Raw genomic sequence first — 12083 nt, 5'->3', positions numbered from 1 at the left:
AAGGTAATAACCGGAGTCGAACCGGCGATCACGGTTTTGCAGACCGTTGCCTTACCACTTGGCCATATTACCATCATAATTAATTGTGCAATTTTATTATCACAACAACGCTTATAATTATAGGGTAAAACATTAAAAATTACAATCTTTTTATCATTTTGAACTTTTTTCAACCACCTCACCATTATTATAACTAATATTCGTTTTGACAGAGCCATCAGACAACCACACGGGTGTGTGGGTTTTTGGATCCCACCATCCAAGCGTTCCCATCCTTTTATCAAGCATTAAGTCTGTTCCATATGGTAAATCTAATACATGTGTTAGGCTAGATTCTAAGGCAATAGCTGTTTCAATGACTATTGGTAAAAAGTTGTCTGGTTCTTGATTCCATTTAGCTGTATCGTTATCGGCAAATAATAGCCATCCTGTATCTTGCGATGTTGTTGGCGCTAATTCCCGATAAATCCATCTCAAATTACCTGTTCCATCGAGTAAATGTTTTGAAGCAAGTACAACTGCCTCCGGCTGACTGAATACTGATTGCAAAATAAATTCCTTTCAAAATATATTATTCTTTGTTGGTTACCCTAATTTATTTTCTAATAAAATATGGGTCATGGCCTCTTCCATTTCAGGTGTGCGTACCCACTCTTCCCAACCCTCATACTCAAGAGGTAATAACTGATAATGACTATTAATATAGCTTTCTAATTTTTCGACATAGCCAGATCTGGCTATATTGATTTTTAAAATTCTAACACTTTTAATATAACCATGTTCAGCAGCAAATTCTGCCCGCCCATTATGTGTAATATTACCTAGCTCATGATAAATTGTATCATCTAAACGGGTTATTTCTTCAATTAAATTAAATATTTCTTTCATCAGTTATCTTTAACCTCTTTTGTCGCATGTGTTCGTGAACCGTTAACCAGCTCGCTACCCAAATACTGAGTAAAATCCCCAACATTCCAAGTAACATGGTTACAATTTCAGCTGCTAAAAGCTTCGCATTTATGAACATCGCTAGGGAGTATTTTAGTCGCGTAAACCAAATAAGCAATGGTAAATTACTGCCCAATACACCAAAAAATAATGTATTGATAGCTGTTCCTAAAATTTGTTCACCAATAATTCTAGAATGTGCGTACAGACTACTACTAGTCATGTCTGGAGTTCGTTCAAGCACTTCATTTAAATCAGCTACGATTGCCATGGCAGCTTCAGCAACAGCACCTAAAACAGAAATTACCATTACTGCCATGGCAATATTATTGAAATTAAGACCAACTGTCATAGACAGACCTTCCAATTCCTCAGAATTTTCAGTTGTAAACCCTTGAAATTGACCAAAATATTGCATCATAATAGTTAGTAACATTAACAAGCCAACAACAATAAGACTCGTTTTGAATGCTCTATTTGTCACCAAACTACTATCAGCGCCAAGATAAATTGCAATTGCTAAAATAATGACACTTATTACTGCTATCACAACATAGACATTAAACTGCCAGTTAATTAAAATAATCATAGTAAATATAGCAACAAAGTTAAATATTAAACCCAAAAATACTTTTAGACCTTGCCATCGCCCCACAAACAGCATAAGCATTAATAGAATAATAATTAAAACACTAATAGAATTCATTTGGTTACTCGCTTTCGTGTCACAACTAATCCAACAATGATACTCGTTACTGGAATTGCCAACACAATACCTATTGCAGACACCACAGATTGTAAGATTCCTAAATTCATAATCTGATCCATAATATAAGACCAATTATTGCCGTTTCTTAGCATTAAAAAAACCATTGGTAATGTTTCAGCCATAAATATCATGAACAACACATTAATCAAAGTACCCATGATATCTCGTCCCACAGACATTCCAGCATCCCAATACTCAGAAAACTGACGTTGATTATTTTCTCGTCGCATACCAAACTGCATGGCAACAATATCTGAAGATTCATCCATTACAGCTCCTAAGACACCAATGACTGTCTGTGCCATAAACAAACTTGATGGTACTTGGGTAACATAAGACATAGTCTCAAAATGTACCCCAACATTATGTGTTATTTTCAGAACAATCATTAATATGATTATAGTAAAAATAGTCGTTAACAATGTCGCTAGTAAAGTCAATAACATTTGAAGTGTTTTACCCAAAACTAATAGTAAACTAATCGTTGCAAATAAAATACTTAAAACACTAAAAATTAGCAAAACATTGGCATTTTTGTCATGTATGTCTATTAATAAAGCTAAACCAAAAAGAACCAAGTTCACTAAAACACTGAGTAACAACCATCTAGATGAACGCCATTTACCATAAACTATCAGCAGAATAATTAGCAAAACAGCCAGCGTCCCAACCCATACATCTCTTTTTAGAGACAAAATATGCATTGTCCCATCAACATTTTCTAGTAATAATTGATCTCCGATACGGTAACGATTAGTAATGACTTGAGATTCTGCATAACTATTCTCAATTTTTAAGTATCCATGATTTTTATTTAAAAGCCTCACACTCAACCGCTGATTTTTTATGACATCATTATTATTATGCTCATCTGTTGTTTTTTGATTAATAGTCTCTTTAACGCTGACGACTTCCCCAACAGGATTAGTATACAAAAAAGCGTCATGTCGTAAAAAAATCCACACAGATAACATAACTAAAAATAATACGCCATATTTTATTATGTTCTGCAATTTAATCACTGATTTAACCGTCTATTTTTTCCTGTTACTGTGACTTGTTTAGTCAAAAACTGAATGCGTTGCATTAAACGCGCTGCCTTCCCAGCATCGCGATCATCACGTGTCTCTGCCAAGTAGGCAGTCATCTCGTCCATATCTAGATTTGAGGTAATAAAGGTTGAAAGCTCGTTTTGCATTCGATATTCTAATATCACACCTAAAATATCATCGCGGATCCACATACTTAAATTTTCAGCGCCAAGGTCGTCTAAAATAAGTACGGACACTGTTTTGGCTTGGTTCATTAACGTCGTCTTTAAGTTATTTGATTTTCCAATGGCATCTTTTAAATCGACAGCAAATGATGGAAAATGCAACATCATTACATCAACATTATTAGCAGCCAATGCATTGGCTAACGCACCCAGCAAATAAGTTTTCCCAACACCAAATGATCCATACAAGTACAATCCTTGAACATAGTTCAAACTATCATCTAGTATGTTAGTTAATACATTAACTATTTCCGTAACCGCCTGTGCTCTACCAGGTTCAAGAGCAATGGTCTGTAAATCAGCATCTGCAACCGCTTTTGGCATCTTGTAAGTTGTTAATTTTTCAGACTGCATACGCTTTTTTTTCGTTTGCTCATCAGCAACGTAACGAACGTGTGGATAACCTTTTTCAATTTCAAGTTGTGGATAATATCCCGGATAAAGTGACTTTTCACCAGCTTTTATGCGTTCTTTTTGTTGTACAAACTCATGCAGATCTATTAACTTTCTTTGAAAAGCATCTGAACGCAATTCATCTTGATGTGTTTGCCAAAAATTGCGTACATCATCATCTTCAGAAATTTTTTGAATCATCTCTGTAATATTTGTTTGTTCAATTTTAGGATACTGTTTTTGAAATTGTTTGAGCACTTCTGATAAATTTTGCATATTAGTTTTTCGTCTTTATATTTTTTAATTTTGCCAATGCTGCTGCAGCTTCGTCAGATGGCACACTGTCCAATGAGCCACTTTCTAGAGTGGCTTCTGCTTGCTTTAAAAACTTAGGAGTCGTTTTTTCCATTTTTTTAGAACGACTAAATCTTTTCTCCTGTCTTGTTTGACTTGCTTGTTGATGTTGTTGAATCTGAATGAGTGCTTTTTCTGGTGAATCAACATGATTTTGTGTCCAAGAGTCAGCAATGGTTGTTACTAAAGCTGCCTTTAAGCTATCATTTTGCAATCCAATCAAAACATAATGAACTAATATATTAATGACCGCCATTGATAAAGCACTTTGAGCTAATAAATAATCGACTAAGTCGCGTTCATTTTTTAGAACTAATCCGTTTTTTAGTGTTGTCTTCACATACATCAAAAAGTCCTGTGCATTAGTATGACGTGCTAGTTCAATTAAAGCACGTGCTTCTGAATTTTTAATTTCTGGTACTTGCTCATCATTTGGCCGCAGTATTTTTTCAGTAGCTGTCTTGCTCAATCGCATATTATTCGAGATACTCCGCAATTGTCTTTGAATATCTCGTTCATTAATTTCATGTTTATCCAAGGTCACACTTTGACTGACTACGTTAGCAAGCGTGACTTCATCCACACCATAGTTTAGATGCATCGCAACCAAGAAATTATGGTGTTTCTCAACTTCATCGCGACTCGCACCATGGATCATATCAGCAAAATCATCAAATTTAAAATTAACCGGATCAATTTGTACTTGGGCTTCTTGATAAACAATGGGTGTTTTGGGGATATTCATATCATTTTGATTTTGAAACACATGTAAAAATCTTGCAGAAATGTCATTTCCAACCAAGACATCTTGTCCTTGTTTATCATAACGTTTTTGAAGTTCCAAATATCGTTCCTCACCAACAAATTTATATAGCAAACTTGCCAGTAATGGCTCTTTAAAAAATTTTTCGGCACTTAAAGGTGTCAGCAAACGATATCCGTAAACTTCACCAACAGCATCATTTTCATGATAAGTCTTAATTAGACCAGCAGCTTCTAAACGTCTCCTAAATTTAACAAAATTCGGTAAACTAACATTTAAACTGTCAATTAAGAAGTTATGATCTTGTCTATGTAAATGACTGTTAGCAAATGGTAACTCGTTTACCAATAGATGATACAGTGCATAACTAGTGGCACCAATAAATGGTAAATAAAGATTAAACACACGTTCTAAATCATCTGGGTTAATTAAGTGATCACTTTGTATAAACACACCCGATGTGGCATGAAATTCAATTGTCTCGTGGCTCTTTGTCATAAGCGATTGCAATCCTTTTTAGTTCGGAAATCAAGTGATTTACATTACTTACCAGCTGGTCTTCATCCCCATTATTATCAATAACATAATCTGCTTGTGACACTTTTAATGACATGGGTAGCTGTGCTTTAATTCGATTTTGTGCCTGAAAATTATCAAGTTGGTCTCTTAATTTCAAGCGTTTAAATTGTATTTCTGAAGAAGATTTAACAACAATAATTTTATCTACAGGATATTTTTTGTGATAGTTATGTTCAAATAACAATGGTATATCTAATATTAATATAGGTGTTTTTTGTGCTCGCCAGAAAGCAATTTTGTCAGCCATGGCAGAACAAATTGCTGGTTCCATCAATTTATTCAGACGAGAAAGCGCATGAGGATTACCAAAAACAATATCGCCCAGTTTTTTACGATTTAAAACACCATTATCGATCATATCAGCACCAAACTCTAATTTGATAGATTCTAAGGTATGTGTTCCTGGTTCAACAACTTCTCTAGCAACCAAATCAGCATCTACAATTGGTAATCCTGCTGCTTGCAAAAGTCGACTAACGCTAGATTTCCCGGTAGCAATACCACCAGTTAAACCAACAATCATCATTAGTCTACCTGCCTTTCTGCTAGCGTCAATGTTAACAAATGTCTAGAATAAGCAACGCGTGTCGCATTAAGATAAGGTACAACATAGATGTACGCTAAACCAAGCGTAATAATCCCCAGAACATGCCAACCTATAAAGCTTAATTCTAACAAAAACAATTCCCACTTACGCCCATCCATAATACGACGGCTAATAGTAATATAATCGGTAAGTTGGCGCTGTTGCTTCCCATTTTCAATATCAATTTTATAAATAAAATAAGTTTGCGAATAAGAAAATGATTTAATAACACCTGGGATAACAAAAAGCAGTGTCCATAAGAATTGCAAAATACTTTGCACAATTACTAGAATGAGCGTATGCCCAAGATTGCCTTTTCTTATAATTTGAAATACTGACTTTGCAACTGGTTTAGCTCTTGGGTTTTCGTACCAGTCAATTAATGTCCAGTAAGTACCCCATATTAACATCATCTCAATAGCATCGCTCAAAATATTTTGAATGATAGAGAACATTTGGGAAAAATTATCATTTGTATCAGTATCTGCTACGACACCATTGCGCATCTGTGCAAAGATCGTGTAGATTGTCAATATAAAACTAATTGTTGTTATAATTGTTAAAATAATTGGTATGATATTAACTTTGATAGCTAAGCCCATTCTACCACGATATAACAATTTCGCTTCATGTTTGACAGCTTTAATACTAATTGTTTCTGTTGACTTCATTACTTCTCCTAAGGGGTATTTATATTTATCTGACACTGCGGACAAAATGTGGTCCCACGTTGTCCAACTTTAATTTTAACCATTGGTGTTCCACATCTTAAGCATGGCAGGCCTACACGACCATATGCCTGTAATTGATTTTGAAAATTTCCAACTTCCCCAAAAACATTACTAAAACTATGTACAGTAGTACCATGATGCGCTATTGCTCTTGACATCTCATCAATAATATTTTTTCTCAATTCAGCAAGTTGTTCAACTGAAAGTTTATTAGCCGAAACCTCAGGGTGTATCTTACTTTGCCACAATACCTCATCAGCGTAAATGTTTCCAATACCAGCAATTTGATTTTGATCAAGTAGAAAACTTTTAACAGCTTTTTTAGAACGGGAAAATGCATTAACCATGTAATCAAGTGTTAATTCAGATTCTGTTGGTTCAGGTCCTAATTTACCTAAAGTCGGAACATCTATCATCTCATGATTGGTTGTCGTTAAAGTCATACGACCAAATCGACGTGTATCATTATAAAAGACGGCTCTATTATCTGTTAACTCAAAAATTATTTCGGTGTGCTTATGTGGCTTGGATGTAATGGATTCGACTGAATACTGACCTTCCATTCTTAAATGAGAAACTATGGTATGCCCGTTTGACAGCCTAATAAAAAGATATTTGCCGCGACGATCAATTCGTGTAAACTCAGTGTTTAACACGCCTGCTATAAATGCTTGCGAATCGCCATTAATGACCTTAGGATAAGGAATTTTCACATTTTTAATTTGCCCACCAATGATTAGATTTTCTAAACCACGTCGAACAGTTTCAACTTCTGGTAACTCTGGCATAGTAATAGGGATCCTCTCAAACTTATAGTGTTTTATCTGATATTTTTTGACATAAAATTGATATCAACACTCATTTTACCATAGAATAACAACCACATTTTCATAGTTCAATATGGTTATTATGATTAAAAAAAAGAAGTTTGCCTAATGTAGACTGACTTCTTTTTAATTTAAGCTAATTCCGCAATAGTGGCACCATCTCCACCAGCATTAGCATTAGCAAAGTGAAAAGTTTTGACACGTCGATCTGAACGCAAAAACTCTGTGACACCCTTTCTCAGAGCACCAGTTCCTTTACCGTGAATAATTTCTACTGTGCCTAAGTTTGCCAGTACCGCTGTATCCAAATACCTATCTAATTCAGACAAAGCAGCTTCGTAACGAACACCACGTAAATCCAGACTTGATTTAGCAGTAGCACGTGCAGATCCTCCATATGTCTTTGTTTTAATCATTTTCTGTTGTTTTTGCTTGCGCTTTTTCTCCTGTGCTTTAGCAGTTGCCTGTGTTTTAATAATGTCCTCTTCATCAACAAGCATTTTTAAAATGCCCATCTCAACTTCCCACTGTCCATTACTATGTTGTTTAATCAACGTACCTTGTTGCCCATAAGATTTTACAACAATTTCATCACCTTGACTTAGTTGCTTGGCTTGCTTAGCTTTTTGCAAAATTTTATTTTTTTCAAGATGATTATTCTGTTTTAATTTATCAAGCTGACTTTTTTTAGCTTGTAATTCTTGTTCAGTTAAGTTACCACTTTGTTGACCAGAATTTAACCTATCTTTTCTGATTTCCGAAATTAGCGCTTCAGCTTGCTTTTTTGTAGCAGCAACAATATGGTTAGCTTCATTTTTAGCATCTAAAATCAGGCGTGCACGCGATTTTTCAAGTTTTTCTTCTTTTTCAATCAGATCATCCGCTTTTTTTTGAGTTGCTTTGAGTTTTTCTATTAATTCGTCATCATGTTGTTTCACTGCATCACGTTGAATCACCAGATCTTCAATCATATGATTTAAGTCTTGATCCGCTTCATTTGTCAATGCTGTTGCAGCACCAATAACATCTGATCCAAATCCAAGTCTCTTGGCAATAGCTAACGCATTAGACTGACCTGGTACGCCGATTAAGAATTGATAAGTTGGTTTCAAAGTTTCAACGTCAAAAACCATTGATCCGTTAATGGTTTCAGGCCTATCATAACCATACAATTTGAGTTCAGGGTAATGTGTTGTAGCGATAACGTATGCACCTAAGCTTGCCATTTTATCTAAAATAGCAATAGCAAGAGCTGCACCTTCTGCTGGATCTGTCCCTGCTCCTAATTCGTCGAAAATAATCAACGTTTTATCATCGACATGATCAATCATCGATACAATATTTGCCATATGTGAACTAAATGTCGATAAGCTTTGTTCAATAGACTGTTCATCCCCGATATCGGCAAAAATTTCGTTAAATATACCAACAGTAGATGGCCTTTTAGTCGTAATGAACAGACCCGATTGCGCCATCAGTTGCAATAATCCAAGTGTCTTTATCGTAATTGTTTTACCACCAGTATTGGGTCCGGTAATGATAATTGCTTTATAGGCATCTCCCAGAACAATATCATTCGCAACTGCACTATTTCTATCAAGCAAAGGATGCCATGCTTGTTGTAAATTAACGTGATTTTCTGAATTAACTGTTGGCTGCATAGCATTGAAGCGACTGGCTAACCGAGCCTTAGCATTAACAAAATCAAAGTGTCCGAGAATAACAACATTTTGGTTAATTTGTTCTGCATAAGGTGCTAATTCAGCAGATATTTGCTGTAATATACGCTGCTCTTCAGCTTTTTCTTTGACACGTAATTCGCTTAATTTGTTATTAATTTCGACAACAGCCTGTGGTTCAACGTAAAGTGTTTGCCCAGTTTGACTTTGATCATGTACCACACCACCAAACTGACTACGATACTCTGCTTTAACGGGTAAGACATACCTGTCAGATCTTATTGTCACAATTGGATCACTTAAGTATTGAGCCGTTTTACCGCGTGTATACGCCTGCATTTTATTTTTTACAGATTGCTCATTACCAGTAATTTTAGCTCGAATTTGCTTAAGCTCATAAGACGCTTCATCAGTAATATGACCAGTTATATCAATAGCCTCTTGTATGGTGCGACTAATTTCTGGTAAAGTTTCTAATTCTGTTGCTTGGTGTGGCAACGCTACTAAAGAGTCCCCAATTGTTTCATCCGTCATTTGTTTAAAAAAATTAGCAATGGTATTCGTATTACGAAGCACCACACTAATTTCAGACAATTCTGTAGCACTTAAACTTGCATTAATATTTAACCGCTTTAAATGAGGTGTAATATCCGATAACTTACTCAGCGGAATACCACCTTTTAAACGATCAATTAAAACAGCATCTGCTGTTTCAAGTAACCATTGATTAATAACGTCAGAGTTCGTACTAGGCTCTAAATTATATGCCTCTTGTCTGCCAGTAGGTGTTGTCAAAAAATCTTGTAATTGTGCCTTGATTTTATCGTACTCTAAAGTTTGTAATACCTTTTGATTCATATCTGTTTAGTCATTCTTCCTTTTTGATAATAATCAATTAAAGCCACCATTGATAAATTTGTCCTGCAAAAAATGGTGCTTGATCTAATATTTGATTAAGTTGTGGTGTATTTAAAAACTGATCTTGCACCCAAGGTTCTGGGATGACTGATAACAATTGCAAAACAAAAAATGAAATAACAGCTCCTATGGTTCCATATAAAATGGCACCTAATAACCCATCAACCCACCCTAGAAAGGGAATGCGACGAATAATACTCATGGAACGAAGCACATAGTGACTAATTACGCCACCAAGTATCAAGAGAACAGTAAAAGCAATACCAGAACCTAAAAACTGTGACCCATGGCCTGCAACGTCTTGTGGGATAGTTGTCCTTATAAATTGTCCATTAACAAAGTTAGCAATATAGCTACCGACTGGCTTTGAAAACTTAATTGCGATGTACCAAACAATAATCCAGAGCGCCAATCGCAATACACCATTAACAAAGCCATGCTTATAACCGGATATTATCCAACATAAAATAAAAACGGCAGAAATGCCTAAAATAATCATAGTGTTTTTCCTTGCTTAAAAAGTTTGTCTGTTGTATGTGTTTGACTGTCTTGACGAGCGTTGTCAATAATAGAGCCTATTGCATTTTTAGGTTCTCGTTTTATCGAGTGTTTTGCCATTTGTGCTTGATTTGCTATTTTCTCTTCTAACTCTGCCACACGTTTTTTTAAATGGTCAATCTCAATTTGTTTATAAAGCTGGTCTGAAATTGTATTAAATGTTAACAAAATGGCTTGATCTATTTGTGACAGATTGGGGGCAACTGTTTCTATTTGTACCCATTGTTGATTATAAATTTTTTCAGTTGCCTTAAAATGTGATAAAGTGGCCTGCCCCGAGATGGTATAGTTTTTTCCAGCCAAGTTAGCTTTATATTGGCGTTTCTTATTTTGTGTTACCATATCATTTTCCTTCATTATGTTCTATTAATTATACACCATATATGTTTATCAACAAAAACTGATATACTTATACTATGCAAAGTGTAATTCAAGTGTCAATGCAACAATTAAAAATAATGGCTGACTATTATCAACAATTTTCGATTGCAAAGATACCAGTTGGCGCTATTTTCTCTGCAAAGACCAATCATGGTGTTGTAACAGGTTATAAATCAGGAAAAATTCTTTTTCAAGGTAATGGCTTTGAAAAAGAATTGTCTCGTTGGCAATCACATGCTATCACCCCTAATAATGCACTAAAACCCAAAAAAACCTTTTCAAAAACTATTCCTGGTGAAAATATTCCCGCTAATTTTTCTGAATGGTCGGTTTTGGGTTCAGACGAGGTAGGCGCTGGCGCTTATTTTGGTCCATTAACTACTGCTGCAGTATATGTATCTAAAGAAAATCTGTCTTGGGTTAAACAATTAGGTATTGCAGATTCAAAAACGCTAACGGACGACAAAATGAGACAAATTGCACCGCAGATTATTGAAAATCTACCTCACCATGTGGTTAATTTAATGCCTGAGAAGTATAATCAGCTGCAACCTAAGCATAATGTTAATCAGATGAAAGCTATTTCACATAATTATGCTCTAAATAAAGTGCTTCAAAAAATTTCACCCGATCAACCTCAAGGCATTTTAATCGATCAATTCGCACAGAAAACAACCTACTATAACTATCTTTATCGTGCTCAACAGTCTCCTATTGTGAAAGATAATGTTTACTTTTCAACTAAGGGTGAGCAATACCATCTAAGTGTTGCTGCTGCATCCATTTTAGCAAGAGTTGTTGAACTTAATGCATTAGAAGAACTAAGTGCTAAAGCCGGTATTGTTTTACCAATTGGTGCTGGCAAGCCAGTTGATTTAGTTGCAGCAAAACTCATTAAAAGTGGTCAAGATCTCAAGTATTTTGCTAAGCTCCATTTTGCCAACACTCAAAAAGCCCAACACCTTATTCACTAAACTATATTGGAGATAAACTTATGTTTACATTATTATTTTTCCCTTTAATTATTATTTTATCGGTTGTTTATTTTTTCGCTTTTTTGTTCTCAAATACTTTCGGTGTTATTCCTAGATTAATTTTGGCAATTATTCTGGTGCTCATTGTCGCATTTGTGATTAAAAACTTTTTTGCAATCGTTGGTATTTTATTCCTTATTGGACTGGCTTTTTATATTCGATTCAAGTTTATTCTTCCCAAAAGACAATCCTATCAAGACACCACAAGTCACACTTTCGATGGTGAGTTTGAAGAAATTGATGACAACAAAAAATAATTTTCTAAAAAACACGTATTGATCCTATTA

Annotated in this window: 14 protein-coding genes and 1 tRNA gene; 2 read left to right on the top strand and 13 right to left on the bottom strand. The window is 35.1% G+C overall.

Annotated features, from left to right (window positions below):
- Position 1: 1 nt before the first annotated feature.
- From K5Q12_RS03200 to K5Q12_RS03140, 13 genes are all read right to left on the bottom strand, one after another.
- Positions 2 to 72, bottom strand: a tRNA-Cys gene (locus tag K5Q12_RS03200).
- 81 nt (positions 73 to 153) lie between these two features.
- Positions 154 to 549, bottom strand: coding sequence for an immunity protein Imm33 domain-containing protein (locus K5Q12_RS03195; protein ID WP_220742276.1), 396 nt, complete (start codon positions 547 to 549; stop codon positions 154 to 156).
- A gap of 36 nt (positions 550 to 585) precedes the next feature.
- Entirely contained in the window at positions 586 to 888 is a 303-nt protein-coding gene (locus K5Q12_RS03190; protein ID WP_220742275.1) for a hypothetical protein, read from the bottom strand.
- On the bottom strand, positions 872 to 1654 hold the full coding sequence (locus K5Q12_RS03185) for a YibE/F family protein (protein ID WP_220742274.1): 783 nt from the start codon (positions 1652 to 1654) through the stop codon (positions 872 to 874). Before K5Q12_RS03185 ends, K5Q12_RS03190 begins: the two co-directional genes overlap by 17 nt.
- Positions 1651 to 2730: a YibE/F family protein gene (locus K5Q12_RS03180; RefSeq protein WP_246570479.1), complete on the bottom strand. Its 1080-nt coding sequence runs from the start codon at positions 2728 to 2730 to the stop codon at positions 1651 to 1653. Before K5Q12_RS03180 ends, K5Q12_RS03185 begins: the two co-directional genes overlap by 4 nt.
- A 5-nt stretch (positions 2731 to 2735) precedes the next feature.
- On the bottom strand, positions 2736 to 3662 hold the full coding sequence (gene dnaI / locus K5Q12_RS03175; RefSeq protein WP_220742273.1) for a primosomal protein DnaI: 927 nt from the start codon (positions 3660 to 3662) through the stop codon (positions 2736 to 2738).
- 1 nt (position 3663) lies between these two features.
- On the bottom strand, positions 3664 to 5001 hold the full coding sequence (locus K5Q12_RS03170; RefSeq protein WP_220742272.1) for a DnaD domain protein: 1338 nt from the start codon (positions 4999 to 5001) through the stop codon (positions 3664 to 3666).
- Positions 4976 to 5608, bottom strand: coding sequence for a dephospho-CoA kinase (coaE, locus tag K5Q12_RS03165; protein ID WP_220742271.1), 633 nt, complete (start codon positions 5606 to 5608; stop codon positions 4976 to 4978). The genes K5Q12_RS03170 and coaE overlap by 26 nt, the downstream gene beginning before the upstream one ends.
- A complete protein-coding gene (locus K5Q12_RS03160; RefSeq protein ID WP_220742270.1) occupies positions 5608 to 6339 on the bottom strand; it encodes a DUF975 family protein in 732 nt (243 codons plus the stop codon). The genes coaE and K5Q12_RS03160 overlap by 1 nt, the downstream gene beginning before the upstream one ends.
- Before the next feature lie 8 nt (positions 6340 to 6347).
- Positions 6348 to 7187, bottom strand: coding sequence for a bifunctional DNA-formamidopyrimidine glycosylase/DNA-(apurinic or apyrimidinic site) lyase (gene mutM / locus K5Q12_RS03155; protein ID WP_220742269.1), 840 nt, complete (start codon positions 7185 to 7187; stop codon positions 6348 to 6350).
- Between the two features lie 170 nt (positions 7188 to 7357).
- Positions 7358 to 9763, bottom strand: a complete 2406-nt coding sequence (locus tag K5Q12_RS03150; RefSeq protein WP_220742268.1) for an endonuclease MutS2 — start codon at positions 9761 to 9763, stop codon at positions 7358 to 7360.
- Between the two features lie 37 nt (positions 9764 to 9800).
- Entirely contained in the window at positions 9801 to 10322 is a 522-nt protein-coding gene (locus K5Q12_RS03145) for a CvpA family protein (protein ID WP_220742267.1), read from the bottom strand.
- Positions 10319 to 10723: a cell division protein ZapA gene (locus tag K5Q12_RS03140; protein WP_220742266.1), complete on the bottom strand. Its 405-nt coding sequence runs from the start codon at positions 10721 to 10723 to the stop codon at positions 10319 to 10321. Before K5Q12_RS03140 ends, K5Q12_RS03145 begins: the two co-directional genes overlap by 4 nt.
- 74 nt (positions 10724 to 10797) lie before the next feature.
- On the opposite strand from K5Q12_RS03140, the gene rnhC reads away from it, so the two are divergent.
- Both rnhC and K5Q12_RS03130 read left to right on the top strand, forming a co-directional pair.
- A complete protein-coding gene (gene rnhC, locus K5Q12_RS03135) occupies positions 10798 to 11736 on the top strand; it encodes a ribonuclease HIII (RefSeq protein WP_220742265.1) in 939 nt (312 codons plus the stop codon).
- Between the two features lie 20 nt (positions 11737 to 11756).
- A complete protein-coding gene (locus K5Q12_RS03130; RefSeq protein ID WP_220742264.1) occupies positions 11757 to 12053 on the top strand; it encodes an AFWIR motif membrane protein in 297 nt (98 codons plus the stop codon).
- Positions 12054 to 12083 lie beyond the last annotated feature (30 nt).

Source organism: Leuconostoc palmae (assembly GCF_019656075.1).
GTDB lineage: Bacteria > Bacillota > Bacilli > Lactobacillales > Lactobacillaceae > Leuconostoc > Leuconostoc palmae.
Note: the sequence above shows the minus strand (reverse complement) of the source record. Positions and strands in the feature narration are given on the sequence as shown.

Excerpts from the sequence above, each read along its gene's own strand:
- K5Q12_RS03190 (WP_220742275.1), bottom strand. The coding sequence starts at position 888 with ATGAAAGAAATATTTAATTTAATTGAAGAAATAACCCGTTTAGATGAT.
- K5Q12_RS03185 (WP_220742274.1), bottom strand. The coding sequence starts at position 1,654 with ATGAATTCTATTAGTGTTTTAATTATTATTCTATTAATGCTTATGCTG.
- dnaI (WP_220742273.1), bottom strand. The coding sequence starts at position 3,662 with ATGCAAAATTTATCAGAAGTGCTCAAACAATTTCAAAAACAGTATCCT.
- K5Q12_RS03170 (WP_220742272.1), bottom strand. The coding sequence starts at position 5,001 with ATGACAAAGAGCCACGAGACAATTGAATTTCATGCCACATCGGGTGTG.
- coaE (WP_220742271.1), bottom strand. The coding sequence starts at position 5,608 with ATGATGATTGTTGGTTTAACTGGTGGTATTGCTACCGGGAAATCTAGC.
- K5Q12_RS03160 (WP_220742270.1), bottom strand. The coding sequence starts at position 6,339 with ATGAAGTCAACAGAAACAATTAGTATTAAAGCTGTCAAACATGAAGCG.
- mutM (WP_220742269.1), bottom strand. The coding sequence starts at position 7,187 with ATGCCAGAGTTACCAGAAGTTGAAACTGTTCGACGTGGTTTAGAAAAT.
- K5Q12_RS03150 (WP_220742268.1), bottom strand. The coding sequence starts at position 9,763 with ATGAATCAAAAGGTATTACAAACTTTAGAGTACGATAAAATCAAGGCA.
- K5Q12_RS03145 (WP_220742267.1), bottom strand. The coding sequence starts at position 10,322 with ATGATTATTTTAGGCATTTCTGCCGTTTTTATTTTATGTTGGATAATA.
- K5Q12_RS03140 (WP_220742266.1), bottom strand. The coding sequence starts at position 10,723 with ATGGTAACACAAAATAAGAAACGCCAATATAAAGCTAACTTGGCTGGA.
- rnhC (WP_220742265.1), top strand. The coding sequence starts at position 10,798 with ATGCAAAGTGTAATTCAAGTGTCAATGCAACAATTAAAAATAATGGCT.
- K5Q12_RS03130 (WP_220742264.1), top strand. The coding sequence starts at position 11,757 with ATGTTTACATTATTATTTTTCCCTTTAATTATTATTTTATCGGTTGTT.